Raw genomic sequence first — 25,909 nt, forward strand, 5'->3', positions numbered from 1 at the left:
GAATCCGGGGCGGCTACTTCCCGGGAACCAGGCTCAGCATCTTGGGCAGGCGGGCGATCACCTTGACGACCTCCCGGCCGTCCAGGCTGCGCTGCACGCCCTCATCGGCACGCGCCATCGCGATCGCAGCTTCCTCAGTGATGTCTGCCGGCACCTCCAGCTTGGCGCGGATCTTTCCCTGGATCTGGACGACCATCGTCGCGGTGTCATCGACCGTCAAAGCGGCGTCGGCGACCGGCCAGGCGCTGTTGGCGACCGAGGGCGGCAGGCCCAGCGACTCCCACATCTCCTCCGCCACATACGGGGCCACCAGGCTGAGTGACTGTGCGACGAACATCACGGCCTCCCGAACGGCCGGGTCCGCAGCGCCGACCTGCCCGTCGATCGCCTTGCGGGTGGCGTTGACCAGTTCCATGGTGCGGGCGACGGCGACGTTGAAGCGACCGGAGTCGAGCAAGGTGGTCACCTCCGTGACTGCCTTGTGGGTCGCCTTCCGCAGCGCCTTGTCGCCCCCGGCGAAGTCGGCGTCCACGGGGGACGTCACCTCCGACGCCAACCGGTAGGCGCGCTGCAGGAACTTCAGACTGGACGCCGGGGACAGGTCGGCCCAGTCGATGTCGTCCTCCGGAGGGCCCGCGAAGATCATCGTCAGGCGCACCGCGTCGACGCCGAACGCGTCGATCTGCTCGCCGAGGTCGACGCCGTTGCCAAGCGACTTGCTCATGGCCTTGCCCTGGTTGATCACCTGGCCCTGGTTCATCAGACGCAGCATCGGCTCGTCGAAGTCGACCATGCCCATGTCGCGCAGCACCTTCGAGAAGAACCGCATGTACAGCAGGTGCAGGATCGCGTGCTCGACGCCACCGACGTACTGGTCGACGGGCATCCACCGAGCGACGTCCGCCGGATCGAACGGCCCGGCCTCATAGCCCGGGGAGCAGTATCGGAAGAAATACCACGAGGAGTCGACGAAGGTGTCCATGGTGTCGGTGTCACGCTTCGCGGGGCCGCCGCACTTCGGGCAGACGGTGTCGACCCAGTCGGTGGCGGCCGCCAGCGGCGAGGTGCCCTTCGGCGCCAGTTCCTGGCCCCTCAGCTCGGGGGCGCGCACCGGCAACTGCTCATCGGGGACGGGAACCTCGCCGTCGACAGGGCAGTGCACGATGGGGATGGGGCAGCCCCAGAACCGCTGCCGCGACAACAACCAGTCCCGCAGCCGGAACTGCACGGTGCCCGTGCCAGCGCCGTCGGCCTCCAGCTGAGCCGTGATCCGGGCGACCCCCGAGGCCTTGTCGGTCAACCCGTTCAACAGGCCGGAGTTGACGTAGGCGCCGTCGCCGACGGTGGCGACCCCCGTCTCGGCAGGGTCGGTGCCGTCGACGTCCAGGACGGTGCGCACCGGCAAGCCGTAGGTGCGGGCGAAATCCAGGTCGCGCTGGTCGTGTGCGGGCACGGCCATGATGGCGCCCGTGCCGTAGTCGGCCAGGACATAATCGGCAGCCCAGATCGGCACCCGCTCACCGTTGACGGGGTTGATCGCGTGCCGCCCCAGCGAAACGCCGGTCTTCTCATGTTCGGTCGACTGACGTTCGATCTCGGTCGACTTCTTGACTTCGGTCAGGTACGCGTCGAAAGCCGCACGCTGCCCGTCGCTGACCAACTCCTGAGCCAGGTCGGAGTCGGGCGCGACCACCATGAAGGTCGCGCCGAACAGCGTGTCTGGTCGCGTGGTGAACACCGTGACGGGTTCGTCTCGACCTTCGACCTTGAACGCGACGTTGGCGCCCTCGGAGCGGCCGATCCAGTTGCGCTGCATGGCCAGCACGTGCTCAGGCCAGCCGCCCTCCAACTGTTTCATGTCATCCAGCAGTTGCTGCGCGTAATCGGTGATCTTGAAGTACCACTGGTTCAGCTTGCGCTTCGTGACCTCGGAGCCACAGCGTTCGCACTGGCCCTGCACGACCTGCTCATTGGCCAGCACCGTCTGATCCTTCGGGCACCAGTTGACGTAGGAGTCCTTGCGGTAGGCCAGCCCGCGCTCGAAGAACCTCAGGAACAGCCACTGGGTCCAGCGGTAGTAGCCCTCGTCCGAGGTGTGCAGCCGCCGCGACCAGTCCAGGCTCAGCCCGTAACGCTTGAAGGAGCGCACCTGGGTCTCGATGTTGGCGTAGGTCCAGTCGGACGGGTGGGTGTCGGCTTTGATGGCCGCGTTCTCGGCGGGCAGCCCGAAGGAGTCCCAGCCGATGGGGTGCATGACGTCGTAACCCTTCAGCCGCCAGTAGCGGGCCACGACGTCGCCCATCGCGTAGGCCTCGGCGTGGCCCATGTGCAGGTCGCCCGACGGATACGGGAACATGTCGAGGACGTAGCGGCGTTCCCGGGACCCGTCGTCGAGGGGCTTGAAGGTCTCATCCTTCTCCCAGAATGCCTGCCACTTCTCCTGGGCCCGGACCTTGTCGTACTGACCGGGCTCTTGGCTCACGCTCATGATCTTTTCCGCTTTCGGGTCTCCGCACGCCGGTGCGCACGAAGGCCAAATTATACCCTCAGGGCCGTCGGGCCCTTCTCAGCCCTGGAACGCGTCCAATTCCGCCCGCGTCGGGGGTTTGGCACCCCTGCGTGTCACGACGATCGCGGCGGCCGCCGCGCCCCGGCTGAGCGCGGCCTCCACATCGGACGGGTCTGAGGCATATGCCGACAGGAACCCCGCCATGAACGTGTCGCCGGCGCCGACGGTGTCGACCACCTCTACCTTGTGGCCGGGGACCTGCACGACGACCCCACCTGGGCGGACAGCGGCGACGCCGTCCGGACCGAGGGTGACGATGAACATCGACAGCCCGTACTCCTCAACCCAGGCCTGGGCGTAGCTGAGCGGGTTCTCGTCGTCATCCACGAGCCACGCGATGTCCTCGTCACTGGCCTTGACGATCCCTCCGTTGCGACCGACGGCCCGCATCAGGTCGGCGACCAGCCCGAAGTACGCGACCCTGTCCGGCAGCGTGGACGGCCGCACGTTGATGTCGTAGCTGGCTACCGCCTCTGTGCGGGATACGAAGTCCAGCACGTTTCTGGCACCGGGGCCGATGATCGCGGCGAGGGAACCGAAATGCAGCCAGTCGTCTGACTCCAACTCAGGAAACTCCCCACGCCGCCAGTTGAAGTTCGAGGTGTTGTCGAAATGGAAATGGTAATTCGCCTTGCCCTCGTCGTCGAGCGAGACCACCGCCAACGAGGTGGCATCGTCGGTGGTCACGGCGAGGTCAAGGGCGACGCCCGCCGCCTCGAGGTGGCTGGTGAGTTGCCGCCCGAACGCATCCGTGCTGAGCCGACCGAGGTAGTGGGTGTCCTCACCCAGTTTGGCCAACGCGACGGCGGAGTTCATTGGTCCGCCACCCGAGCGGGCGATCCAGCGGCTCTCCTCCGGGGAGATCGCCTGCTCAGGCATGAGATCGATCAGGGCCTCACCACAAACCACAAAGCGCATGCGCAAACCATATGACACGGCGGCCCGGCCGTGTTGGTCGGGCCCCGATCATTCGTCCCAGAGCCGGGGAGGAACTCCATCGCGATGCAGGCGGCTCAGCATGGAGAGCACAGGATGGGAGGGCGCACGCACCGACAGCTGCTCCAGACATGAGGTCTGCGCCGCTCCCCTGCCACTCAGCCACGAGGCGACGGCCAGGAGGGCCAGCACGTTCGCCTCGAAACGGGCGGGGCAAACTGCCCTGGCCTCGACCAGACGCGCCCAGTACCGTTCGGCCGTCCAGGTCCTGAGACGATTGAGGAGCTCACCGAAGCGGGCCTCGTCGTCGAGTAGCACGGCCAGCAGAAGCGCGTCCTGGGGGCGGATCTTGTCCGCTTCGGCCAGCGATTCAAGCAGATCCATGCCGGCATCGGCGTCCAGTTGCGCCACGTGCCTCTCCGCCGCTTGGATCACGTGGCCCGCCGGTGGTGAGGAGAGAGTCACCGGGGCAACTGCCGAATCGCGATCCTGGCACACATTGACCCCGTGGTAGACGGCCTGGGCGGCGACCGTGGACGTGTCGAACCGGTAGCCGACGGCTTCGTCTGGCGAGAGCATGCTCCAATAGCGGCCGCCGTCGGCCACGAGCGCCTCGATCACCTGCTCCGGCCCGAGCACCTCTACCAGTTCGGCGACCGTGATGCTGGCCACATCCGGATCGCCGAAGCCGATCAGCACAAAACCGTCGGCGCCTGCCTGGTCGGCGGCGTTGAGGAGTTGGTCTGCGATCCCGTCGAAGTCGGCGGCGAACCAGTCGAGGTCGACACGCATACAGAATCGGACGGTTGGCCCCTCAAGGGCCAAGACCACACAAGACTGTTGCGGGTGGAACCCCAGCATGATGGCTGGGAGAGCGAGAAGGTCTGCGCGGCTGTTGCCGCGGATAAGTGGTGTCTGCATGCCCTATCTATCCGACGGTGGAGCCCGGAAACTGCACGCTCGGGCGAAGCTGTGTACAACTTGTAGGCTTGGCGGAATCATGAGCAACTCGCAGTGGCCGCAGAACAACTCGCCGTGGGCATCCCAGGACCCGAACTGGCGCCCGACCGAGTTTCGGGATGCGCAGGGCCGGGACCCGCGCACCCCTTTCGGGCAGCGACCGCAACAGCCACCCGCAAACGACGAGCTGTTGCCGCCGAAGCGACCGAAGTCGACGCTGATAGTCCTGCTGGTCGTCGCTCTGGTCGGCGTCGTCGTCATTGCGCTTCAGTTCCTCGGTGGCGGGGACCCCGCACCGTCGGCCAGCCCGAGCCCCGTGGCTAGTGCCACGGTGGCACCCAGCCCGGAGCGGACCGGCAACTGGATCCCCTTCGAGGGCAACGGAAACGGCTCATTCGAGATCGTCAGCTATCAGTGGAGTGGCGACACCCTCACCGCGAGGATCAAGGTCGAAGTGACGGAAGGCGAATACGGGTTCAGCATCTTCGCCTTCTCCAACGAGAGCCGGGCTGACTACAGTCCAGCGGACCCGTACGGTTTCACCGTGCGGGCCGGGCAACCCTACGAGGCTGACGTGGTATTCCACATGCCAAACGCGGATTCGACGATCGTGCTGGCGACGCCGTCGGGTAGAACGGCGCTCAACGCGCTGCCCGTGAAGGGCAGCTGACGACTCAGTCCTGCGGCGCCTGCGTTGCCGCGGCAGCCTGCTCCCGTTCCTCGACCGCGTCGGGATGGTCCTTGGAGAGTAGGACGACTCCCCACACCGCGACGGCTCCGGTGACCGCCATCCCGAGGCTCGGCAGCAGGCCCATGTCGCCGCCCTCACCGAGCACGATGAGGCCGAACAGAACCGCGACGAACGGGTCGACGGTGGTCATGGTGCCGACGGTGATCTCGGCTGGTCCCGACGCATATCCCTGCTGGATCATCCAGACGCCCAACCCGTAGCAGGCCAGCATCATGATCACTGAGGCGATGAACGTTCCGCTGGTGAGTTGATGCTCATGCTTCTGCACTAGATCCATCGCATGCTTCATCAGGCCGGAGGCGAGTCCGTAGAAGGTGGCTCCGACGGCCGACCACAGCGTGGCTTTTGCCCACGGGGCTGCCCTGGTCGCGAAGAACGACAGGATCGCACCGATCAGGCACACCACGAGAAACGAGATGAGCACCGGTTGGAAGGTGACCTCACGGTCACCCTTCGCGAAAAGTGAGGAGAAGACGGTGAAGCCGACCACACCGGCGACGGTGATGGCGACCGCCGACCACATCCTGCCCGTGACGTGGTGTTTGTGGATCCGGGCCGCCAACAGGACCGACCAGGGCACCGCCAGGATACCGACAGGCTGGACGACGGAGACCGGCGCGAACGACAACGCCGTGAGGTGGATCGCTGCCCCGAGAAAGACCAAGAGCAGGCCGAGGAGCCATTTTGGGATCCGGAAAAGTCTGAGCAGACCAGCGATCGTCAGGGTGTTCGATGAGGCGACCCCGTTCGGGTCGAAGGTCGACTTCACCCCCAGGCTCTGCAGGATCGCACCACTCGCAAACAGGAACGAGCCGACGACCTGCATACAGATGGCCAGCGCGATTTCGAACGTCACTTGGGGTCCCTTCACGAGTTGTCGAGAGGAGCCTAACGCAGAGGCCGAGCCGAACCCATGCAACTGCGGTCGTGTTCAGTGCCGGTCCAGGGTGGGGTCAACCCCGGTACACGACCACCTTGTCTCCCTCGCTGACCGCATCGAACAGGGTGGCGACCTTCTCCTTGTCCCGCACGTTGACGCAGCCGTGGGAGGAACCGTTGTAGCCGCGGGCCGCGAAGTCGGACGAGTAGTGGACCGCCTGCCCCCCGCTGAAGAACAGCGCGTATGGCATCTTGCTGCCGTAGAGCTTGGACACGTGGTTGCGCGACTTCCAATACACGGAGAAGACGCCGTTGCGGGTCGGCGTCAGCTCGGAGCCGAACCGTACGGACATGGTCAGTCGGATCGTGCCATCCTCGACGAGGGCGAGTTTGCGTTGCGACTTTGAGATGCAGATGACCCGGCCCTGGAGACAGCGGTCGTCAAGTGTCATGGTCGAGGAGCCGGCCGTCGGAACCACGTTGTTGAGCTCGTCGGTGGTTGGTTTCCTGGTCATCGCTACCAACCTGTCGAGGGTGCGCTGATCGACCTCTCCTGTTACCGGAATCTCCCGCTTGGCCTGGAACCCCCGGACAGCTTCAACCGTCTTGTCGCCGTACTTCCCGTCGATCTTGGGTGAGTACCAGTCAAGTTGCTTCAGCCGTGCCTGGAGATTCTTGACCTCTGCACCGGTGGATCCCGCTTCAAGCAGGGCGGGCCCCGCCACCAGCACGTTGTGCATCTCGTCGTTTGTCGGCTGCCTCGTCATGGCCACGAGCCTGTCCCAGGTTGCCTGATCGACCTCCCCTGTCGACGGGAGGTCCCGCTTCGCCTGAAAACCCTCCACCGCTAGGCGCGTCTCGTCGCCGAAGTGGCCGGTGATCTTGCCTTCGAACCATTGGATCTGGAGCAACCTGTGCTGGAGGTCCCGCACCCGGTCACCGTCATCGCCCTGACTCATCAGGGGTGTGGTGGTCGGTTCGGGTTCAGGGACCTCGGAGACCACGGGCACGGCCGGGTCCTGCGGGATCTCCTGGTCTCCTCCCGGTTCGTCCGCATCAGGCACGGGCGATTCGGAACGGGGTGCGGATGGTGTGAGGGAGGGTCCGGCCGTCGATTGCCCACCGGAGGGCACGACGCCGATCGAGTCCGGAACGCAGGCGGTGCAGCCGAGGATGACGACGGCGAGCAGCGAGATGAGCGACCTGCGCAGGTTCGGCCTGATGATCAAGAGTGGCCTCGCATAGGTGAAGCGGGATGGTAGCCGGTGCCAGGATACGGTGCGCGACTGGCGCTCGGGGCATACGGGGTGTCGCATCATCGGGTTCTCCTCTCCTCAACCGGAATACGCCTCAGCCCATGGCGGGGTTGCCTGCCGCGGCCAACAGTTTGTCCACCCACCCGAGAAGCCGGGAGCGTAGCGGCGCGGCGCGTCGGTGGAAGTCACGTTGCAGGGCAGCGTACTCGGCGCGCCCGGTCGGCGTCTCAACCCTGATCGGTGCGATCCCCCAATCGGTCAGGTCGTAGGCGCTGGCAGCCATGTCCACCTCTCGGATCTGGCGGGCGAGCAGGAACGTGTCGAAGAGGAGTTCCGTAGGTACCGCGGGCGAGAGCTTGCCTGCCCACTTGTAGAGATCCATGTTGACGTGGAGACACCCCGGTTGATCGAGTTCGGCCTGCCGCTGGCGGGTGGGCTCCAACAGGTTCAGGGGCTTCGCGGGTGCGGTGAAGAAGCGGAACGCATCGAAGTGTGAGCAGCGGCAGCCGGTGTCGTCGACGATCTGCGCGAGTTCTTCTGGCTCGAAACGCAGCTTGAGGTAGGGATGGCGCGTCTCCCCCGGCCCCAGCCGATAGACCATCGCCCACTCGTGCATGCCGAAACAGTCGAACCGGGGTGCCGCAGCGGCACTTGCGGCCAACAGCCGTCGGGCCGTCCCAATCGTGCCGCGGCGTTTGGCCACAAACCCGGGGGCGTCGAACACGGCGTCAGGACCCGGCAGGTAGAACGGCAGGGCAACGAACTCCGGCGCATCGACCAACACGACGCCGACGCCGGGGTGCCATTGGGCAAGGTGGCTCGGGCGGAGGTTGTAGTAGTGGAACAGGAAATCGTCGACTGGGTGCCTGAGGCCGCGGACGCGGCGGTACGAGACATCGGCCAGTTCAGCCTCGACCCGCTCGCGGTGAGAGTGCGCCAGCGCGGTCCACTCCTGCCTGGCGAGGCGACTCATGGTCGACCCCTGAGCGCGGCACGGCGAGCCCGCCAGTCGGGTAGGTGATGGTCCATCCTCGCCACGAAGGCGGCCCCGTGGCCACGCTCCCACAGATGCACCAACTCATGGACGAGAACGTACTCAAGCGCAGTCGGGGGGTGCTCGGCCAGCGCGGTGTTGAGGGTGATGGCCCGGCTGACCGTGTTGCACGAGCCCCAACGCGATGTCATCCTGCGCAGCTTCACCGCTCCAGATTCCTTGCCGATCCGCGGTTCCCAGCTCTCCAGCAGCCCGGGAAGCACCGCATTCATCTCCGATCTGTGCAGCGTGCCGATGGCGCGCAGGCGTGCCGCTTGATCGGCGCCGGTGAGCATGATGGTGTCTCCTACGAGGCGGCTCTGGTTTCGGTTGCCGGGGATGATCCGGACTTCCCGCCACTGGCCCCAGAGCCGTGCCCTGCCCCCGTCTTCAAGGGGCTCGACGACGGGCTGTGCCATCCGGACACGTTGCTGGGCCTTAGCGATCCAGGGCCCTTGATTGTCGATGAAGGCCCGAAGCGAGGCCTCGCTTACTCCGAACGGGACCGAGGCCGCAAGGCGACCGTTCGGGGGCAGTACCCGCAGCCGCAGGTGACGTACGTCCTTGTAGGTCACCTCCACCGGGTGCCCGGCGTGGGTGATCTGGTGGCTCGGGAGACGACGGGGCACACCTCAGATGCTAGCTGCCCAGGAATGAGTGCTGCATCCCTGGTCAGAGAGATTTTCGGCGCCAAAGGCGACCCCGATGATGAAAAATCGATCGGCACAGAGCAAACTAGATACGTGCCCCCAGAACTGGTCGTGCTCTGTCTCGTTGTCATCACCGCTCTCGCTTTCGATTTCACCAATGGCTTCCATGACACCGGAAACGCGATGGCGACCTCCATCGCCACCGGCGCTCTCAAGCCCAAGACCGCCGTAGGGTTGTCGGCCATCCTCAACCTCGTCGGCGCGTTCCTCTCCGTGGAGGTCGCTCTCACCGTCACGAACGCGGTGGTCAACATCCAGGATTCGAGTGGGGCACCGCGCCCCGAGCTGATCGCCGACGGAGGGCAGGCGCTCCTGCTCATCATCCTTTCAGGCCTGGTGGGAGCCATCTTGTGGAACCTGCTGACCTGGCTGCTCGGCCTGCCGTCCAGTTCCTCACACGCCCTTTTCGGGGGCCTGATCGGTGCCACGATGGCTGGTCTCGGCCCGGCAGGAGTGAAGTGGGTCGGTGACGGCACCAAGCTCGACGGGGTCGTCGGAAAGGTCATCCTCCCGGCCCTCATGTCTCCGATGATCGCGATCGCGGTGGCGTCGGTGGGCACCTGGCTGATCTACAAGATCACGGCAAACGTGGCCGCGAAGTACCGCGATTCGGGGTTCCGGTGGGGCCAGATCGGATCGGCGTCGCTGGTCTCACTGGCCCACGGCACAAACGACGCCCAGAAGACCATGGGTGTCATCACGCTCGCGCTCATCGCAACCGGTTCCTGGACCCACCTTCATCAGGTGCCGCTCTGGGTCAAGATCTGCTGTGCCAGCGCCATCGCGTTGGGTACCTACATCGGCGGCTGGCGGATCATCAGGACCCTCGGTAAAGGGCTGGTCGAGATCGAGTCCCCCCAGGGCATGGCGGCCGAAGCCTCCTCCGCTGCGGTGATCCTGACGTCCAGCCACCTGGGTTTTGCCCTGTCGACCACGCATGTCGCGACGGGGTCGATCCTCGGTACCGGCGTCGGCAAGCGGGGTGCCAAGGTCAACTGGGGTGTGGCGGGTCGGATGCTCCTCGCGTGGGGCATCACCCTCCCGGCAGCGGCCGCCGCAGGGGCGCTGACATGGTGGCTCGCCCACACGATCGGCGGACTGATCGGCCCGATCGTGATCTTCGTGATCCTCGTGGTCCTCTCCGGCGCCATGTATCTCCATTCCCGTAAGCAGCCGGTCGACCACAACAACGTCAATGACGAGTGGGTTGAGGAAGTCACCGACCGGAAGCTCCCTGAGCCTGCCCTGTCCGGCGGAGGGGCGAAGTGATGAACAACCTCTGGCTGGCGCTACAGGGCGCCTGGCAGGTGCTGCTGGTGGGCCTCATCCTGGGCGCCGGGCTACCTACGATCTTCGCGCTCGGCATCCGCGCGCTGTCTTACGGGGTGGGAGCCGATGCCGATGCCACCGATCATGTGCCGCACCCGTTTGCGAAGGTGGTGGCCTACTCTTGCTTCGGAATCGTCGTCCTGGCGATCCTGCTCGGAATCGGCACCATCGTGGCAAGCGGGTTCGGATTGGACGTCGTATTCGACGGGATCACCCCCCGCGTGGTTGCCAAGTAGCCGACTAATCCAACGCGACCCTCAGTAGCACCGCCGCAGGCGGGGAAGGGCGCCTGCCGCGCCACACCGCGCGAAGCTGACGGTCGAGGTTCAGCCCTGTCACCGGCACGACGACCAGTTCGCCGTGCAGAACGGCGGACGCGACGGCGAACTCGCTCAGCACCGCCGGCTCGTCTCCCATCTTCGCAGCGGCCACGACCGCCGCGTTGCTTCCGAGCTCGACGGCGGGGCAGATAGGATCCAAGGGTTTCAACGCCTCATCGAGGGTCACGCGCGTGCCAGATCCGGATTCCCGGACGATCAGGGGGGTCGAAGCCAAGGTCCCTGGGCTGATCGCCCCGGCGCCTGCCCAGGGATGTGTCGGGGCTACCACGGTCACCAGCCTGTCCACCGCCACGGGTCGGGACTGCAACCCCCTGCGGATCTGTGGGGTCTCCACGAATCCCAGGCTCGAGCGGCCGCTGGCGACCTCGTCGAAGACCTCCTCGCTGTTGCAGACGCGCACGCGCACCTCGAACCCCGTGTGCAGCCTGCGAGCCGTCGCCAACCAGGCAGGCAGCAGGTGTTCTGCGATCGTCAGGGAGGCGGCGACCTCAAGCTGGGTGCGCAGATCGCTGTTGATGGTGGCCGCTTCCGCCACGAGCTGCTCGACGGCGTCGATGACCTGCCTCGCCCGGGCGACGATGGGTTTGGCCTGCGTGGTGAGCCGCGCGCCCCTCGGATGCCTGATCAGCAGTGGAATGCCCAGCTTGGCCTCGATTACCGAGATTGCGCGGCTGGCATTGGGTTGCGCCATGCCCACTGCTCTAGCACCCGCGCCGATCCCGCCGTGGTCGGCGACGGCGACCAGCAGCTCGAGCGTCTCGAGGTCCGGCCATGCCCTATCCATATCAGGATCATATGCCCCGATGGGGAATTCCGGGCTACCGACAAGCAGGGGGATCCGGTTGGGTTGGGAAACGTGACCAGCACTGCCCTGAAACCCACGCCGTCGACCCGATCCTCCCTGCTCCCGGGGCTGTTCGTGACCGGCGTCGCGGTGGCCATTTCGATGGCGGTCGGTTCGATGGGCGTCAGCGCCTTGCTGGTTGCCATCGTTCTTGGGGTCGCCTGCGGCAACCTGTTGCGTCTTCCCGTAGCGCTCGACGTCGGGCTGGCTTTCGCCTCGAAGCGACTCCTGCGCGTGGGCATCGTGGTGCTGGGGCTGCAACTGACCGTAGGCGAGATCTGGGCACTGGGTCCACGGCTGATCGCGGTGGTGGTCGCGGTCGTCGTCATCGGCATCCTGACGACCCTGGGCCTCGGCCGGCTCCTGGGGGTCTCCCCCACCCAACGGCTCCTGATCGCCTGCGGGTTCTCGATCTGCGGCGCCGCCGCGGTGGCGGCCGTCGACGGGGTGATCGACGCCGAGGAAGACGAGGTGGTCACCGCCATCGGGCTGGTGGTCGCCTACGGCACCACCGCGATGCTGCTGCTTCCGCTGGCCGCGACGCTCATCGGGTTGCCGCCTGAGCTCACGGGGCTCTGGGCCGGGGCCTCGATCCATGAGGTCGCCCAGGTTGTGGCCGTCGGTGGCTCCCTCGGGACCGTTGCCCTCCATTGCGCGGTGGTTGTCAAGCTGGCGCGAGTGCTGCTGCTCGCACCGGTGATGGCGGCGGTCAGCATAGGCGCCAGACGCCGCCACGTGGCAACCGGGCGCCGTCCACCCGTGGTGCCGCTCTTCGTGGCGGGTTTCCTCGCGATGGTGGCGCTGCGCTCGACCGGGTGGGTGCCGGACGCGGTGGTCCCGGTCGCATCGACGGTGCAGACGGTGCTGCTGTCGGCGGCCATGTTCGCGCTCGGCACCGGTGCCCGATTGGCCACGTTCCGACGACTGGGCCCAGCGCCTCTGATCCTCGGCGCCGCCTCTACGCTGGTGGTCTCACTCGTGGCGCTGGGCGGCACCCTGCTCGCCACGTAGCTGAGCGCCCCTACCTCCCGAACAGCTTGGAGAAGATCCCTCCCGAGCTCGGCTCGCCCTGGTGGCCTCCGCACCACTGGCTCGCGGGGACGGTGCGCTTGACGTCGGCGATGTGCTGGCCGCAGCCGGCCCAGGTGGTCTTGCCGCACTTCTTGCAGGTAACTGCTCGACACATGGTGATTTCTCCTGTTGGTGTTGGTGTTGGTGGTGGGTTCAGGCGAGGGTGAGGAAGAGCTTCTCAAGCTCGGCGGTGGTCAGGTCGTTGTCGCGGGACTCGCCGTCGGGGTCGACGACGCAGTCCTTCATGGCGGTGGCGATGATGGCGAAGCCCGCCTTGTCGAGCGCCGATGACACGGCAGCCAACTGCGTGACGACGTCACGGCACTTGCCGCCGTTCTCGACGGAGTCGATCAGCGCGTTGAGCTGGCCGCGGGCCCGCTTCAGCCGGTTGATGATGCGACGCTGGGCGTCTTCGTCCGGGGTGGCCATGGTGGCTCCTTAAGGTCAGTCGGTGATCAGGTTGTCGGCGGCGCGGTCACCGAGGACGGCGCGCATGGTCAGCATTCCACCGGACAGGGACGCGGAGTCGAAGCCCGACTGGGTCAGCACCCGGTGTGCGATGGCGGAGCGGACCCCGGATTGGCACAGCACCCGGACCGGTCTTCCTGCGGCCGCGCCGCGCACTTCGTCGAGCCGTTCGCGCAGTTCGGTGTGTGGGACGTTGAACGCGCCGGGCAGGCGACCGGTGGCGAACTCGGCATGGCTGCGGACATCCAGCAGCAAAGCACCCCGCGTGGCCGACTCCAGTTCGGTGGCGTCCCAGATCTTCAGGGTGCCGTCGAGCACGTTGGAGGCGACCATTCCCGCCATGTTGACGGCGTCCTTTGCCGACCCGAAGGGCGGCGCGTAGGCGAGGTCGAGGTCGATCAGGTCGGGCGCGACCAGGCCCGCCCGGATGGCGGTGGCAAGGACGTCGATGCGTTTGTCTACGCCGTCGAGCCCGACGGCCTGGGCGCCGAGGATCAGCCCGTCATGGGCACGGATGTGCATGACCAGGTGGACCTGGCTGGCGCCTGGGAAGTAGCCGGCGTGTTGGTTGGGGTGCAGGTGCAGCGTCCGGTACGAGATGCCCGCGGCGTCAAGGGCCGCCCGGTTTGCTCCGGTGAGCGCCGCGGTGAGGTCGCCGACGCGGACGATCGCGGTGCCGACCGGGGCAGGGATCGGGCGGGCGGAGCCGCGCCTGATGATGTCGTCGGCCACCTGTCGGCCTGCCCGGTTCGCCGGACCCGCCAGCGGGACGGGCCGCCGGATGCCGGTGACGGCATCTGTCGAGACGACCGCGTCGCCGACCGCCCACACTCCTGGCACCGAGGTGCGACCGTGGCCGTCGACGACGATCGCGCCCCGTTCGCAGGCGATGCCTGCCGCCTCGAACGCCTCCGTGTCGGGGCGCACCCCAACCGACAAGACGATGCGGTCTGCGGGGATGCGGGTGCCATCCCCGAGGACGACGACATCCTCGCTGTCCCCGTGTTCGATCGCGGTGGCCGCAACGCCGTCGCGCACCGTGATGCCGAGGCGACGCAGTTCATCGGTGATCAGCTGGGCCATCTCCGACTCCAGCGGGGGAAGGACATGCGGGGCGAGCTCGACGACGGTGACCTCGAGCCCCCGCAACGCGAGGGCCTCCGCCGCCTCAAGCCCGATGAAGCCGGCACCGAGCACCACGGCGCGCGTGGCGCCGTCGTCGACGCTGCTCTTGAGCGCGACGGCGTCGTCGACGGTGCGCAGCGTGGAAACCCGTGGCGAGTCGAGCCCGTCGATCGGTGGGCGCACGGCCTTTGCGCCTGGCGACAGCACCAGCGCGTCGTAGGAGACTTGCTGTGAGCCGTCGGCCGTTCGGACCGTGACGCTGCGCTTTCCCGTGTCGACACCAATGACGTCGTGACCGGTGCGGACATCGAGGTTCAGGGCGGCCTTCAATGACGCCGGGGTCTGGACCAAGAGGCTTTCGGCCTCGACGATCTCGCCACCGACATGGTACGGAAGCCCGCAGTTTGCGAACGAGACGTGCTCGCCGCGTTCCATGACGATGATCTCGGCCGACTCGTCGAGCCTGCGGGCACGCGCCGCGCAGCTCATGCCTCCGGCGACTCCCCCGACGACGACGATCCTCACAGCGCCACCTCGGCTTCCTGAGCGGCGAGATCGGCGTGCACCTCTGACATGTCGAGTTCGCGCACCGCCTCGATCAGTTCCTCGAGGTCGGGCCCGCGCAGCGCTCCCGGCTGGGAGAAGACGATGATCCCCCCACGGAAGGCCATCAGCGTCGGGATCGACGAGATCTGAAAGGCGGCCGCGAGCTCTCGTTGCGCCTCGGTGTCGATCTTGCCGAAGACGATGTCCGGGTGTCTCGTGGATGACTTCTCGAAGATGGGGCCGAACGCCCTGCACGGTGGGCACCACTTGGCCCAGAAGTCGAGTAGGACGATGTCGTTGTTGGACACGGTCTCCTGGAGCGTGTCCTTTGTGATCTCGCAGGTTGCCATGATCCGAGTTTATACCCCCCGGGGTATCCAAGCAAATCGCGCCGATCACCGGACACCGAGTGTTGAATCGCCGTGGCGTCGGCACTGGCCCTACGATTCGGCTCATGGGCACCGAATCGACCACCCCCCCACCACGGCGATCGCGAATCGCCGCCGTGATCGACCGCCCGTTCGTGCTCGGCTTCCTGGCCGTGGCAGGCGGGCTCACCGCGATCGCCCTCGGCGGCGCCTTGGTGTCGCTGTCTGGCGTGCTCGTCTCGCTCGGAGTGGCGTTGTTCGTCGCGCTCGCGCTTGAACCGCTCGTCAGGTGGCTGGAGCGGCACCGGATGTCGCGCGGGCTGGCGATGGCGGTGGTGTTTGCCGCATTCGCCGTCGTGATGGCCGCCCTGGTCTCCATCGTGGTTCCGGTCGCCGTGACCCAGATCGTGGAGTTCGCAGGGGCCGTGCCTGGATATCTCACCTCGATGCAGGACGCCGACTGGTTCAAGAATCTCGTGTCAGCCACCGGGCAGGGCGACCTCTATTCCAGCGTGCTTGGCAACCTCCGGTCCTGGTTGGCCAACCCGAACAACATCTTCGCCCTCGGCGGGGGCGCGCTCGCCGTTGGGACAGGGGTGGTCAACGGAGTTTCGACCACCCTGATCGTCATCGTGCTGACTCTCTACTTCATCGCGGCCCTCGAGTCGATGAAGCGCGGTTTCGTCAGCCTCGCCCCCGCCCACTCCCGTGCGCGGCTCCGCCGGATCACCGACCAGATCGCCGACTCGGTCGGCGGCTACGTGTCCGGGATGGCGATCCTGGCCGCGTGCAATGCGGTGTTAACGTTCATCCTGCTGAGCATCCTGGGCGTGCCCTTCGCCCCACTGCTCGCCGTCCTTGCGCTGTTCGTGACGATGATCCCGATGATCGGCTCTGTGGTGTTCTGGATCATCGCCTCGCTCGTTTCGCTGCTCTCCATCGGCTGGGTGGGTTTCGTGTTCGTCGGCGTCTACTTCGCCTACATGCAGGTGGAGGCCTATGTCATGTGCCCCCGCGTGATGTCGAAGGCCGTGTCGGTGCCCGGCATCCTGGTGCTGATCGGCGCGATGGTGGGCGGCACCCTGCTTGGACTGTTGGGCGCGCTGGTCGCGGTGCCCGTGACCGCCTCGTTGCTGATGATCCTCAACGAGGTGTGGATCCCGAAACAGGACGCGAAGCTCGAGGCGCCGGTGGAGCAGTGAGGCGGTTCGTCCCGTTCGTCGCCGTTGTGCTTGGGCTCGGGGGCTGTGCCCCGGCTTCCTCCGCGGGGTCGCAAGCAGCACCCTCCGTCGTCGCGACCTCCGCCCCAGCCAGCCCGGCACCGTCCATCGTCCCGACGCAACCGACCGCCACCGCCTCGCCGACGCCGTCAGCGATCAGGACGGCGACCTTCCAGTCCGTGGTGGACGGCGACACGATCGAGACGAGCGCCGGCACCGTCCGGCTGATGGGCGTCGACACCCCCGAACTCGGAGAATGCGGCCACGACGACGCGTCCATCGCGATCGGACGCATCCTCTCGCCGGGCGACGAGGTGACCCTCGAGCTCACGGACGGGCAGAACGACCGCGACGACTACGGTCGCCTGATCCGCTACGTCACCACCGCCGACGGAGTCGACCTGGGCCTCCTGCAACTCGAGGCCGGCAACGCTCTGGCCAGGTACGACTCGACCGACGGTCGCCCGGCGCACCCTCGGGAGGCGGCCTACCACGCGGCACAGCTCGCGACGCCCGGCCCCGACCGCTCTGTCGTGACCCTGGACTGCCAGGCGCCCACCGACACCCCGACGGCCCCCGCAGACGCCGCGGCCCCCTCACAGGCCATCGCCCCGGAGACGTCGGACCCGTGGTGGATGAAGTACTCGTCATGCACGAAGCTGAAGAAGAACACCGTAGGCGACCCCACCGGACCGTTCTCGGTCGACGACCCCACCCAGGTCGAGATCTACAACTGGTTCGCCTACGGCACCGGGAACCGTGGAGACGGCGACGGCGACGGCCTGGCCTGCGAATAGGCCACCGTCATCGCCTGTGGAAGGGAATATCCGACGCCTTCGATCAGGTTGACAGTTGGAGAACCCCAACCCCGAGGTGACCAATGAACCCGACCCTCGTGCTCTGCGCACATGGCACCGACGATCCCGCTGGCCGGGCCGTGGTGCTCGAAATTGCTTCGAACCTGGCCGTGCGGCTGCCCGGCGTCCGCGTCGAGGTGGCCTACGTTGACGTCCAACGACCCGCCCTCGGTGAGGTCGTCGATGCGGTGGTCGCCGCGAGCGGCCAAGCCGTCGTGGTCCCCGTGCTTCTGACCCTCGGGTACCACACCGAAGTCGACGTGGCCGAGGCCGTCGCTGGGCATCGCGGTCGCGTGATCTCGACCGGACCGCTCGGCCCACATCCTCTGCTTGAGTCCGCGCTCGTTGACCGCCTCCGGGAGGCAGGGGTGGCCGATGGAACTCCGGTGGTGGTCGGACTGGCCGGGTCGTCCCGCGCTGAGGCCGCTGAAGTCGGCCGTGGGGTCGCCTCCAGGGTGCAGGACCTGTGGAACGGGCCGGTTTCTGTCGGCTTTCTCGCGGCGGCCGAGCCGAGCGTTACCCAGGCGGTTTCCGCCGCCCGCGGTGACGGTCCCGTTGCGGTGGCGTCATACCTGATCGGGCCCGGGTTCTTCCAGAACAGGTTGGCCCAGGCCGGAGGTGACATCGTCGCCGGGCCGCTCGGTGCCCATCCCGGGCTGGTTCAGGTGGCGGTACAGCGCTACCTGTTCGGGGCGGCCGCTCTCGGCGGCCGGTCAGGCAACCCGATTGACGACGCCGATCACCTGGGTACTGCCGGGCCGACAGTGGCGGCCTGACAACCTGCCCTTGGCTCCCGGCTGCGTCCATGGACGATACTGGGGTCATGCGGGCCAAAGGTCGTAACGACCCGTTCGACGACATGTTTCGCGAGTCGCTGGAGGCGACCGCCGCGGAGTTTCGCGCTGCGATGGCCCAGCGACTCATCCCTGCTCTCACGCGGGTGCGCGACCGCGGTACTCCCCTGCGCGGGGTCGAACGCTACAACTCCGACGGGGCGGCGCGTCTGCGCTTCGCCGACGGCTCCGCCTTCCTGGTGCGGCCGGAGGGCAAGGCTGGCCTGCTGCCAGCGGTGATCGCGATGCACCGCGGAGCCGCCGTCCTCATGACGGAGTTGCTGGTGGAGGGGGGCGCTATGCATGCGGTGCTGACCTGGGGTGGTCAGCACTGCGTCGGATGCGAGATTCTCGGCGGGGACCAGGCCGACTGAGCCGCCGCCCTCTACCAGCAGGCCAGCATCCTGCTGGCTTCAGCGGCGTGCATCCGCGGTGGTCAGCGCGACCTCCGCATCTGGTTCGTGCGTGATCCTGTTGCGCAGGTCGCGCCGGACGATCTCGATGCTCCACAGCCAGATGACGTGCCCGAACGCCTCTGAGAAGTGCTCCTGCCACGGCTGATCCCACGGCGCGGGCACGGTACCCATGAGCGGCATCAGCAGAACGTGGAAGAAGATCCACAGGAACAGCCCGAAGACGGCACCCTGCCAGAGCTTGATGATCGGGTACCGCTCCGCGACGAGGCAGTAGAGGACGCCGAAGAAGATGGCAAACCCGAAGTGGACGATGAACGACGAGATGGGAAGGTCCCACCCGTTGAAGTGGATGGTGGCCCGCGAGATGGATTCCGGCAGACCGATCTGCTCAAGGAGGGTCTGCGGCGGGTTGACCGCGTTACGTTCAGGCGTTCGAGGTGGGAAGGGGACCTCCCAGCCGAACTTCACGATCGCGGAGAAGGCGCCGGCGAGCAGGCCGACGAGGAGGGCGATGCCGTATCGTCGGCGGGTCGGGTCTGTGGCTTGCAGCAACTTGGACATGTCAGGTTGATCCCTTCGGCTGGCCCGGTGGACGGGCGGTCGTTGAGCGTGCCGCCATGGTGACACAGGCGGGAGCCGTTTCGCGGCAACGGCGCCGCAACTTTTTAGATGCGGGATGCCGAGGGCGGCCTAGCCAGCCGGCTATGGGCGGCGTCTGCCCCGGTAGAATTGACGCAACCGGAAGCGAGGTGGTCCCGTGGCAGACAGGCACCGTCCTCTCGCCCAGTCCGAGCCCTGCGCAGCGCTCCTTCTGATGCTGGCGGAACGACTCTGGAACCTGCGCGACCTCGAAGCCCCTGCCTTCAACGACTCTCCCGACGCGGTGCATCAGGCACGCGTGGAGGTGCGCCGGATACGCAGCCTCCTCAAGGCCTTCGGTCCTGTGCTCGACGACGAGGTCTCCGCTGCCCTGATCGTCGAGCTCAAGTGGGCCGGCGTAGTGCTCGGGGTACCGCGGGATGCGGAGGTCGCGATAGCGGATCTGGGTTCCCTCGTGCGTGGGTTGCCGTCCGGGGAGGTGGTCGGTCCGGTGCTGGAGCGGTTGGATTCGGCCCTGACCCATCGCCATGCCGAGGCGATGACCCGGCTCCGCCAGGCGATGCTCTCGCGTCGTTGGCCGGGGATCCAGATGGGCTTCACTGAATTGCTGAGGCTCCCAACCAACCGGTGTGAAGCAGGAACCGGCACTCTGAACCGGTTGGCGGCCGACATCGATGAGAAGGTTGCGCTGCGCTTGTCACGGGCGCTGGAACAACCAGGGGAATGGGAGCTGTGGCACGTGGTCCGCAAAGCTGCCAAGGAGGCCTACTACGTTCATGACGCCCTCGTGTCGTTCGGCATCCAGCCAGCGAAGGTCGAGCGAAGGTGGAGACGGGTGACCCGCGCGTTGGGAAGGGTGCAGGACACGGTCGTCCTGGCTGAGGTCCTGGCGGAGGTCGAGGCGCAGGCCGTGCTCGCCGGTGAGCCCACTGACACCTATCAGTTGCTCCATGAGCAACTGATGAAGCGACGCGACCGCGAACTCACCAAGGGTCGGACCCGGTTGCGGAAGGCCCTGCACGGCGGGCACTGATTATTCCGGGCGGCGGGTTGACGATATGGAGGCGGGGTGGGCCACGGCCCACCCCGCCTCCGCGGTCACCGTCAGTGGCTCACTTGCGGCCCTTGGTGATCTTGACTATCGTCCCGGGCTCATCCGAGCCGAATGGCCCCATGGTGCCGGCCCAGAGGGTGCTGCCGTTGACCTCGACGGACAAGGCTCCTGGCAGTTCGACGAACGTCGAGATCTTCCCGTCCCTCAACAGGGCGATCCGGCCGGCGAAGAACTCGGCCACGTAGATGTCCCCGTTGGAGGCAAGCGCCAGGTTGGTCGCGCCGAGGAACCCGGTGGCAACTCTGGTCGCCTTGCCGCTGTTGACGTTGACCTTGTACACCGAGCCGCGGGCTCCAAGCTCGGGGGTCTCCGGCCCGCCCGGAAGGGTGGATACGTAGACCGTTCCATTCTTCCCCACCTCGACGTCGGTCGGGACCGACTCGAAGGCGTAGGTGACGCCCACCAAGCAGTCGGGCAGCCCGAGAGCGGCGGCCTGGTCTGCGGTGATCTTGTGTGGTTGCGGAGGAAGGAGCGCGGCGACCTTGACCCGTCCGCGGGCATCGACCCGCCACAGGACGTTGGCCCCGGCGTCCGCGACGAGCCAGCCGTCGCCATATGCCACCACCGAGTAGGCGTGAGAATCGATCGCCCCCGTGTAGGAGGCGGGGACGCCTGCCGCTTCGAGGGCGTCAGATACGCATTGGCTCGGGTTCTTGACGCCGTAGGTGAACACCTTGTCCGGGTTGTGCTTGGTCTCGTAGGCCAGGGTGTCGGCGTAGATCTTCTTCCCGTGTCCCCAGATATTGAGTCCGCTCGCGGTGTTGTTGAAGGTTCCCATGTCCGTCTCGGTGGTCGCGAAGGCCATGAGTTTCCCGTTGCGGGACGTCGCGATACCCATGCCCCAGGCTGGTCGGCGGCAAGTGTCTTGATGACGCCGTCCGATCCGACGCTGCCGACCAGGTTCTGGAAGCCGTCCGCCACCAGGACGGCTTTCGAATTGACTTCCAGATTGAATGGGGCCGCGACCGCGGATGAGACGACCGTGATGGTGGGGTTGGTCGGCTTAGGGTCCTTGGGGTGTGCCATGGCTGGCGAGGCGACGAGCATGGAGACCGCGGCAAGGGCCGCTATCCCGTAACCGATTCTGCGCATTGTGCCTCCGATGAATCGAGGCGCACCCCCCCAAGCCACGAAAACGTCTCCCCCGGCCCTGTGCCGATGTGGAACTCGGTGCGTCGGTCTACTGGGGTCAGTCTCCGTCCCGTGTTGGGCAGAGGTCAATACCCTTGGAAAATCTCAGCATCAGCTCCGCTTTAGCGGCGGAGACGCGCCGCCTTCGGTCCCCGGTCGCGCTTCGGCTAGGCCCGGGTAGTACGGCCCGATGGGTCGCGGATCGGGGCCGTCAGGGTGACCAGCGGCATGCCTGAGAGTCAGGACAAAAGTCTCTCCCTGCTGGGCAGAAGGGAGAGCTAAGGTCACCCTTACCCGCACGGGAACTCGATCCTCCTCCTCCTCCCCCCCCCAAGGAGCACCCCATGGAAAGCGCCGAGCATGCCTGGATCGGAGACCAACTCTTCCTCCGATTCTCCCCCGACAACACCGACCAGGCACGTGGGCTCCCACTCGCGCTGCCGCTACCCTCGTTGACACGCGACTCGCGTCTCACCTACGGCCAACTGATTGCACTCGGGGGTGATTTCTACGGCGTGGTAGGCGGGCCGATCAGCACGGCAGCCAACCCTGAACGCGCCTTCCAATCCGCCTTCAACAGCCTCGGCTACGACTGGGGAGAAACCCTGCAGATCCTGACCATCATGGCAGAAGAGATCAAAGCCGTGGAGAGCGCGCTTGCTGACGGCCGCGCTCCTTCGTCTGCATATGGCGTCATCGGGGATTCGCTTTCGTTGCGCTGGAATGTGGTCACGGGCGGCGAGAATGCCGGCGACCTCCCCGTGGTGATGGGACGCTATCTCGAACTGGCGGCCGAGAATTGGGACCACTTCACCCAGTACGCCGTCACCGCGTACTGTGCCGGACATGGCGTGGCGATGGCTCATGCCGCAGCGACCGCGGGCTTGTCGCCAGCGGAATCAACCATCCGACTGCAAGAGGCATACGCCCTCAACGCATTCGCGGACCACTTCCTCACCGACCTGTTCTCGTCTGGGCATATGAGGGCGCCACGGAAGGAGATGTACGAACAGGTCGCCACACCGATCCCCGGCTTCAGCGGAACGCTCGGTAGCCTCCTGGTCCGTTGCATGCACGACGAGGACTGTCACAACGGCCTTAAGGTACACAACGAGGAGGGCGATTTCTGGGTCGCCTACGGCGACAAGCGACTCCTCGACGGGGTATCGGCAGACAATCGCGCCATGGTCGTCAGAGCCGCCCAGGCGTCGGTCAATGATGTCTGGAACGCCCACGTCGGTGGCGCGCACGCCAACACGGCACTGAGGTACATTCCCGACCTCAAGCGCGTGGCCGATGTCTCCACGAAGGAGAACGCCTCGCCCCTGTTCCGCGCCCCGAGCCCGGGCGACACGGCGCTGCGTCGAAACGACGTCACGGACCGCAACGACTATTCCTGGACCGATGACTGGTGGGGCTGGAGCACGTATGCGGCCATAAAGTCGGCGCCATCAAGCGCCTACACCCACGTCCGGTGCTACAGCACGATCGACGACAAGTTCCTCGGTTGGCTCGGCGTCGGCACCAACAACTACACGATCGTCGTCAGCGATGAGAAGGACGCCCACGGGTGCGACTGGTACGTGGACGGTGAGAATCTCTACCTGCGTAAGCAGACCAGCCCAGCCGCCCGCTACCTGGGAGAAGGCGTCTCCAGTTACGCTGACTGGGGACTGTGGGGCGGCAACTACAAGAGCCCGGTGATCTTCAACCCCGACGCGACCGTCTCCCTCAAGGACTCCCCCCGCCGGAAGCTGTACCTGTACAAGGACAACCTGCTGTGCTGGTCCAACGGTGAGGCCGGGCTGACGTTCGTCCGGCTCGACCTACCACTCGACGGCGGATCAGCCCTCTGATCGCGCAGTTGGAGCGATGCCGTCGGCGGGAGCCGGTCAGTCGACCGGCGCCGTCGCGGTGTGGCCGAACCGGTGGCCTCCGCGCCGGGAAGCTACCCGTGGCGGATATATCCACGCCATCGACAATCTGGGAGAATCTCCGCGAGCGGGCCGAGCCGGGCCCGGTAGAGCGCGGGAATCGGGTGGGCGATGGCGAAACCAAACGCAGCATCGGCGTGGAAGCTCATTCTGAGCGAGCCTGCCATCCATGGGGTGGTGCTCGTGGCCGGGTTGGTCGAGATCCTCGCCAGCATGACCCCGGCCTCGTGGGACCTGCTGATCAAGGTCCTGGCCACGCTGCTGGTGTTCTGGGCGGCGCACGTTTACGCAGGAACCGTCGCGCATCTGGACGACGAGTACGAAGGTGACACTCCGGCGCGCGTGCGGCTGGTCAGGGCCGTCCGGCTGTCTATCGGCCACTCCTGGGGGCTGCTGCTGGCCGGCATCATCCCCCTGCTGGTCCTGACGCTCGGCGCGCTGGGGGTGATCACGGACAGGAACGCGATCTGGGGAACGCTCTGGATGGCGGTGGCTGTGTTGGGCGTTCTGGGCTGGCTCAGCGTGGCATCCTGGACGAAGCAGACCTGGCCGCGGGTGCTCGGTGCGCTCACCACTTCACTGTTCGGCCTGGCGTTAGTTCTGCTCAAAGCTCTCGTGAAGTGACCCCAGCTGAGCGGTGCCAGGCGGCCAGGCGTGGGGACTTCTCAACACCGCCGTCGACACCGCTTGGCACGCGGGCCAGGCCGGTGACGAATCGGGCGGGCTCCAGGCAGATGCCCATCTCGTCGCGGTCGTCCTGACCGCTGAGCGCGGTGCCGTGCACCCCCGAGCCCACCTGAACCCGCAGGATCATGCCCGCCTCCGCGATCTCCCGCGCCTCCTCGGAGGCGTGAGGGTGGCGGAAGCCCGGGGCAGGGATCGGTCTCCAGGAATCTCGACGGCGGGGTTACATTCCCCAGAACCTACGGCATCGCGCTACTCGCCAACTGGGTGGAGCATGCCTGACGTCGGCAGCACCCACCCGCTTCGGCCCCGCACCGGCCAGCAGTCGCCCCTGCACATCGGCCCCGCGTCGTGGGTTGACCGGAGCCTCACCCTGCCGACCCTCGAGACGACCGGTGCCAGCCTCACGCGACTGGCCAACCACCGGCGTGGAGGTGGCCCAGCGCGATGACATTGACGCCATCGGGCCGGGTCGCGACGGTGGCCGCTGGCGTCGGCCGGGTGTGCCGTTGAGCACTATCCCGAGCTCGATCGCCCGAATCGCCTCTTTTCACGTTCAAACCCCAAACGAACCCGTAATAGTGCTCACGCCCCCACCCAACCCGCGTCGGCGGCGCTCCAACTGCTCGCCACCCTGGGTTCACCAGGCGTGCGACAACAACGCCGCGAGGAGGTCCTCGGCGTCGACTGCCAACCCCGCATGACTGAACCACGCGACCATGTTGGTGCAGTCACGGTGGAGGAAGTCGAAGGCGTTCGGGTTGGACGCCAGGTCCACCATCTGCGGCACGTCGATGATCACCAGGCGCGGCTCATCGTCGAGGCCGGAGACCAGCGTGTTGTACGGGCTGAGATCGCCGTGGACGAGCCCGAGGCGGGCCATGGCCTGCATCGCCTCGCGTAGCTGCTCGAACAGCAACTCGGCCTGCGGTTTCGACGGCCGGGCCTGGTGGAGGCGCGGGGCTGCGGCATCGCCGTCGGAGATGAACTCCATGAGGATCTCCGTGCCGTCGATCTGCACCGGATACGGCACGGGGACGCCGACGGTGTAGAGGGTGACGAGTGCGTTCCACTCGGCGCGCGCCCACAGGCCAGCCTCGACGGCGCGGCCGTAGGAGGACTTCCGGGCGACCGCGCGGGTGTCGCGGCTGTTGCGGATGCGGCGGCCCTCCGTATAGCCGGTATCGCGGTGGAAGAGGCGACGGTCGGTGGACCGGTAGCGCTTGGCGGCCATGACGGCGGAGCTCGCCGGGTCGTCGGGCACGGCGCGTTCGAGAAGGGAGACGTCGGCCTCCTTGCCCGACTTGAGGAGGCCGAGGTCGGTGTCGACGGCGGCCGCGGCGGTCACCAGCCAGTCAGGCCAGGGCTCGGGGCCGCGGCAGAGCCGCTCGATGGAGTCCCAGGTGGACCAGCTTTGGTTGTCGGCGAGGGTGTCGCGGTAGGAGGTGTCGGGGGCGTCGCTCCAACTGAACGACGAAAGAAGATTGGGCAAGGGTGTTTCTCCTGAGGAGGAGGCACCCGACGGCGAAGATCAGACGGCGGGAGCCTCAAGTGAAGTGGGGGCTGAGAAGGCGTGCACAGCAATGGGTGACATCTCACTCCTCCCTTCACGAGGCTCCGCGCGCGATTGGCGCCCGTTCAGGCTAACAAATTGGTGGAACGCGGTCCAGCGCGGATGTGCGAGCATTCTGCGAGGGGTGGATACTGCGCTCGTGGAGAGCCGGCGTTCCGCTGTGGGGTGAGCCAGTGTTCCGGGAACGATTGGGCCGCCGTGACGGTGTCTCTGGTGAGCCGCGGCGACGCTGAGGGGCCTTCGCGGTTTGTCAGGGGAGGGTGCTCAGGGTCTCGCGAAGGATTCGTGGCCGTCGGCGACGGTGGCGTGCGCGATGGCGGTGATCCTCTCGGCATCTGGCTTCGGGCCCAGGACTCCTGAC

Annotated in this window: 27 protein-coding genes; 11 read left to right on the forward strand and 16 right to left on the reverse strand. The window is 66.7% G+C overall.

The genetic code is table 11. From position 1 onward, the window contains the following. Positions 1-13: 13 nt before the first annotated feature. The 3 genes from leuS to BUC15_RS04155 form a co-directional block, all read right to left on the reverse strand. Positions 14-2,488, reverse strand: coding sequence for a leucine--tRNA ligase (leuS, locus tag BUC15_RS04145; protein WP_073186288.1), 2,475 nt, complete (start codon positions 2,486-2,488; stop codon positions 14-16). 78 nt (positions 2,489-2,566) lie between these two features. After that, positions 2,567-3,487 carry a carbohydrate kinase family protein gene (locus BUC15_RS04150; RefSeq protein WP_073186289.1) on the reverse strand — a complete coding sequence of 307 codons (921 nt, stop codon included), beginning with the start codon at positions 3,485-3,487 and terminating at the stop codon, positions 2,567-2,569. Positions 3,488-3,535: 48 nt separating this feature from the next. Then, positions 3,536-4,426: a DUF4192 family protein gene (locus tag BUC15_RS04155; protein ID WP_073186290.1), complete on the reverse strand. Its 891-nt coding sequence runs from the start codon at positions 4,424-4,426 to the stop codon at positions 3,536-3,538. A gap of 79 nt (positions 4,427-4,505) precedes the next feature. Between BUC15_RS04155 and BUC15_RS04160 the strand changes: the two genes are divergently transcribed. Beyond that, complete coding sequence (locus BUC15_RS04160) at positions 4,506-5,135, forward strand: hypothetical protein (RefSeq protein ID WP_073186291.1); 630 nt, start codon at positions 4,506-4,508, stop codon at positions 5,133-5,135. A gap of 4 nt (positions 5,136-5,139) precedes the next feature. On the opposite strand, the gene BUC15_RS04165 is transcribed toward BUC15_RS04160, so the two are convergent. The 4 genes from BUC15_RS04165 to BUC15_RS04180 form a co-directional block, all read right to left on the reverse strand. After that, positions 5,140-6,072 carry a DMT family protein gene (locus BUC15_RS04165; protein WP_073186292.1) on the reverse strand — a complete coding sequence of 311 codons (933 nt, stop codon included), beginning with the start codon at positions 6,070-6,072 and terminating at the stop codon, positions 5,140-5,142. 97 nt (positions 6,073-6,169) lie between these two features. Next, positions 6,170-7,414 carry a L,D-transpeptidase family protein gene (locus BUC15_RS04170; RefSeq protein ID WP_245787883.1) on the reverse strand — a complete coding sequence of 415 codons (1,245 nt, stop codon included), beginning with the start codon at positions 7,412-7,414 and terminating at the stop codon, positions 6,170-6,172. Positions 7,415-7,445: 31 nt separating this feature from the next. After that, on the reverse strand, positions 7,446-8,324 hold the full coding sequence (locus BUC15_RS04175; protein WP_073186293.1) for a hypothetical protein: 879 nt from the start codon (positions 8,322-8,324) through the stop codon (positions 7,446-7,448). Next, positions 8,321-9,013 (reverse strand): M48 family metallopeptidase, encoded by a 693-nt coding sequence (locus tag BUC15_RS04180; RefSeq protein ID WP_073186294.1) that lies wholly within the window; start codon positions 9,011-9,013, stop codon positions 8,321-8,323. The genes BUC15_RS04175 and BUC15_RS04180 overlap by 4 nt, the downstream gene beginning before the upstream one ends. 114 nt (positions 9,014-9,127) lie before the next feature. Between BUC15_RS04180 and BUC15_RS04185 the strand changes: the two genes are divergently transcribed. After that, complete coding sequence (locus tag BUC15_RS04185; RefSeq protein ID WP_073186295.1) at positions 9,128-10,363, forward strand: inorganic phosphate transporter; 1,236 nt, start codon at positions 9,128-9,130, stop codon at positions 10,361-10,363. Next, a complete protein-coding gene (locus BUC15_RS04190) occupies positions 10,363-10,659 on the forward strand; it encodes a hypothetical protein (protein WP_073186296.1) in 297 nt (98 codons plus the stop codon). Before BUC15_RS04185 ends, BUC15_RS04190 begins: the two co-directional genes overlap by 1 nt. Before the next feature lie 4 nt (positions 10,660-10,663). On the opposite strand, the gene BUC15_RS04195 is transcribed toward BUC15_RS04190, so the two are convergent. Next, a complete protein-coding gene (locus BUC15_RS04195) occupies positions 10,664-11,548 on the reverse strand; it encodes a LysR family transcriptional regulator (RefSeq protein ID WP_073186297.1) in 885 nt (294 codons plus the stop codon). Between the two features lie 72 nt (positions 11,549-11,620). Between BUC15_RS04195 and BUC15_RS04200 the strand changes: the two genes are divergently transcribed. Next, the gene (locus BUC15_RS04200; protein WP_073186298.1) at positions 11,621-12,619 is read left to right on the forward strand and encodes a YeiH family protein; all 999 of its coding nucleotides are present in this window, start codon (positions 11,621-11,623) and stop codon (positions 12,617-12,619) included. Between the two features lie 10 nt (positions 12,620-12,629). Here BUC15_RS04200 and BUC15_RS19810 read toward each other — a convergent pair whose 3' ends face one another. From BUC15_RS19810 to BUC15_RS04215, 4 genes are read right to left on the reverse strand one after another with little or no spacing between them, the layout of a single operon-like run. Then, positions 12,630-12,794 carry a hypothetical protein gene (locus BUC15_RS19810; RefSeq protein ID WP_175558243.1) on the reverse strand — a complete coding sequence of 55 codons (165 nt, stop codon included), beginning with the start codon at positions 12,792-12,794 and terminating at the stop codon, positions 12,630-12,632. Between the two features lie 38 nt (positions 12,795-12,832). Beyond that, positions 12,833-13,108, reverse strand: a complete 276-nt coding sequence (locus BUC15_RS04205; protein ID WP_073186299.1) for a metal-sensitive transcriptional regulator — start codon at positions 13,106-13,108, stop codon at positions 12,833-12,835. A gap of 15 nt (positions 13,109-13,123) precedes the next feature. After that, the gene (locus BUC15_RS04210; protein ID WP_073186300.1) at positions 13,124-14,797 is read right to left on the reverse strand and encodes an FAD-dependent oxidoreductase; all 1,674 of its coding nucleotides are present in this window, start codon (positions 14,795-14,797) and stop codon (positions 13,124-13,126) included. After that, complete coding sequence (locus BUC15_RS04215) at positions 14,794-15,168, reverse strand: thioredoxin family protein (protein ID WP_073186301.1); 375 nt, start codon at positions 15,166-15,168, stop codon at positions 14,794-14,796. The genes BUC15_RS04210 and BUC15_RS04215 overlap by 4 nt, the downstream gene beginning before the upstream one ends. Positions 15,169-15,272: 104 nt before the next feature. On the opposite strand from BUC15_RS04215, the gene BUC15_RS04220 reads away from it, so the two are divergent. The 4 genes from BUC15_RS04220 (at position 15,273) to BUC15_RS04235 (ending at position 18,470) form a co-directional block, all read left to right on the forward strand. Then, on the forward strand, positions 15,273-16,388 hold the full coding sequence (locus BUC15_RS04220; protein WP_073186302.1) for an AI-2E family transporter: 1,116 nt from the start codon (positions 15,273-15,275) through the stop codon (positions 16,386-16,388). Continuing rightward, a complete protein-coding gene (locus tag BUC15_RS04225) occupies positions 16,385-17,203 on the forward strand; it encodes a thermonuclease family protein (protein WP_073186303.1) in 819 nt (272 codons plus the stop codon). The genes BUC15_RS04220 and BUC15_RS04225 overlap by 4 nt, the downstream gene beginning before the upstream one ends. Before the next feature lie 83 nt (positions 17,204-17,286). Further along, complete coding sequence (locus BUC15_RS04230) at positions 17,287-18,039, forward strand: sirohydrochlorin chelatase (protein WP_073186304.1); 753 nt, start codon at positions 17,287-17,289, stop codon at positions 18,037-18,039. A 47-nt stretch (positions 18,040-18,086) separates the two neighbouring features. Next, positions 18,087-18,470: a hypothetical protein gene (locus BUC15_RS04235; protein WP_139280084.1), complete on the forward strand. Its 384-nt coding sequence runs from the start codon at positions 18,087-18,089 to the stop codon at positions 18,468-18,470. A gap of 39 nt (positions 18,471-18,509) precedes the next feature. On the opposite strand, the gene BUC15_RS04240 is transcribed toward BUC15_RS04235, so the two are convergent. Beyond that, positions 18,510-19,073: a YagU family protein gene (locus BUC15_RS04240; RefSeq protein WP_073186306.1), complete on the reverse strand. Its 564-nt coding sequence runs from the start codon at positions 19,071-19,073 to the stop codon at positions 18,510-18,512. A 196-nt stretch (positions 19,074-19,269) separates the two neighbouring features. On the opposite strand from BUC15_RS04240, the gene BUC15_RS04245 reads away from it, so the two are divergent. Continuing rightward, positions 19,270-20,145 (forward strand): CHAD domain-containing protein, encoded by an 876-nt coding sequence (locus BUC15_RS04245; RefSeq protein ID WP_073186307.1) that lies wholly within the window; start codon positions 19,270-19,272, stop codon positions 20,143-20,145. 79 nt (positions 20,146-20,224) lie between these two features. Here the strand turns inward: BUC15_RS04245 and BUC15_RS04250 are convergent, their stop codons facing one another. Further along, positions 20,225-21,064: a ScyD/ScyE family protein gene (locus BUC15_RS04250; protein WP_073186308.1), complete on the reverse strand. Its 840-nt coding sequence runs from the start codon at positions 21,062-21,064 to the stop codon at positions 20,225-20,227. A 637-nt stretch (positions 21,065-21,701) separates the two neighbouring features. Between BUC15_RS04250 and BUC15_RS04260 the strand changes: the two genes are divergently transcribed. After that, on the forward strand, positions 21,702-23,213 hold the full coding sequence (locus BUC15_RS04260) for a hypothetical protein (RefSeq protein ID WP_073186310.1): 1,512 nt from the start codon (positions 21,702-21,704) through the stop codon (positions 23,211-23,213). A 189-nt stretch (positions 23,214-23,402) separates the two neighbouring features. Further along, complete coding sequence (locus BUC15_RS04265) at positions 23,403-23,915, forward strand: hypothetical protein (RefSeq protein ID WP_073186311.1); 513 nt, start codon at positions 23,403-23,405, stop codon at positions 23,913-23,915. Here BUC15_RS04265 and BUC15_RS18990 read toward each other — a convergent pair. Next, positions 23,896-24,105, reverse strand: coding sequence for a nucleotidyltransferase domain-containing protein (locus tag BUC15_RS18990; protein ID WP_084189353.1), 210 nt, complete (start codon positions 24,103-24,105; stop codon positions 23,896-23,898). The two genes, BUC15_RS04265 and BUC15_RS18990, sit on opposite strands and share 20 nt — an antisense overlap. A gap of 510 nt (positions 24,106-24,615) precedes the next feature. Next, the gene (locus BUC15_RS04275) at positions 24,616-25,467 is read right to left on the reverse strand and encodes a serine protein kinase RIO (protein WP_073186312.1); all 852 of its coding nucleotides are present in this window, start codon (positions 25,465-25,467) and stop codon (positions 24,616-24,618) included. Positions 25,468-25,909: the final 442 nt, after the last annotated feature.

Origin of the sequence: Tessaracoccus bendigoensis DSM 12906, assembly GCF_900141915.1 — a bacterium.
GTDB lineage: Bacteria > Actinomycetota > Actinomycetes > Propionibacteriales > Propionibacteriaceae > Arachnia > Arachnia bendigoensis.

Excerpts from the sequence above, each read along its gene's own strand:
- BUC15_RS04170 (WP_245787883.1), bottom strand. The coding sequence starts at position 7,414 with ATGATGCGACACCCCGTATGCCCCGAGCGCCAGTCGCGCACCGTATCC.
- BUC15_RS04250 (WP_073186308.1), bottom strand. The coding sequence starts at position 21,064 with ATGGGTATCGCGACGTCCCGCAACGGGAAACTCATGGCCTTCGCGACC.
- BUC15_RS04195 (WP_073186297.1), bottom strand. The coding sequence starts at position 11,548 with ATGGATAGGGCATGGCCGGACCTCGAGACGCTCGAGCTGCTGGTCGCC.
- BUC15_RS04205 (WP_073186299.1), bottom strand. The coding sequence starts at position 13,108 with ATGGCCACCCCGGACGAAGACGCCCAGCGTCGCATCATCAACCGGCTG.
- BUC15_RS04230 (WP_073186304.1), top strand. The coding sequence starts at position 17,287 with ATGAACCCGACCCTCGTGCTCTGCGCACATGGCACCGACGATCCCGCT.
- BUC15_RS04260 (WP_073186310.1), top strand. The coding sequence starts at position 21,702 with ATGGAAAGCGCCGAGCATGCCTGGATCGGAGACCAACTCTTCCTCCGA.
- BUC15_RS04150 (WP_073186289.1), bottom strand. The coding sequence starts at position 3,487 with ATGCGCTTTGTGGTTTGTGGTGAGGCCCTGATCGATCTCATGCCTGAG.
- leuS (WP_073186288.1), bottom strand. The coding sequence starts at position 2,488 with ATGAGCGTGAGCCAAGAGCCCGGTCAGTACGACAAGGTCCGGGCCCAG.
- BUC15_RS04220 (WP_073186302.1), top strand. The coding sequence starts at position 15,273 with ATGGGCACCGAATCGACCACCCCCCCACCACGGCGATCGCGAATCGCC.
- BUC15_RS04190 (WP_073186296.1), top strand. The coding sequence starts at position 10,363 with ATGAACAACCTCTGGCTGGCGCTACAGGGCGCCTGGCAGGTGCTGCTG.
- BUC15_RS04175 (WP_073186293.1), bottom strand. The coding sequence starts at position 8,324 with ATGAGTCGCCTCGCCAGGCAGGAGTGGACCGCGCTGGCGCACTCTCAC.
- BUC15_RS04155 (WP_073186290.1), bottom strand. The coding sequence starts at position 4,426 with ATGCAGACACCACTTATCCGCGGCAACAGCCGCGCAGACCTTCTCGCT.
- BUC15_RS04265 (WP_073186311.1), top strand. The coding sequence starts at position 23,403 with ATGGCGAAACCAAACGCAGCATCGGCGTGGAAGCTCATTCTGAGCGAG.
- BUC15_RS18990 (WP_084189353.1), bottom strand. The coding sequence starts at position 24,105 with ATGATCCTGCGGGTTCAGGTGGGCTCGGGGGTGCACGGCACCGCGCTC.
- BUC15_RS04235 (WP_139280084.1), top strand. The coding sequence starts at position 18,087 with ATGCGGGCCAAAGGTCGTAACGACCCGTTCGACGACATGTTTCGCGAG.
- BUC15_RS19810 (WP_175558243.1), bottom strand. The coding sequence starts at position 12,794 with ATGTGTCGAGCAGTTACCTGCAAGAAGTGCGGCAAGACCACCTGGGCC.
- BUC15_RS04240 (WP_073186306.1), bottom strand. The coding sequence starts at position 19,073 with ATGTCCAAGTTGCTGCAAGCCACAGACCCGACCCGCCGACGATACGGC.
- BUC15_RS04215 (WP_073186301.1), bottom strand. The coding sequence starts at position 15,168 with ATGGCAACCTGCGAGATCACAAAGGACACGCTCCAGGAGACCGTGTCC.
- BUC15_RS04160 (WP_073186291.1), top strand. The coding sequence starts at position 4,506 with ATGAGCAACTCGCAGTGGCCGCAGAACAACTCGCCGTGGGCATCCCAG.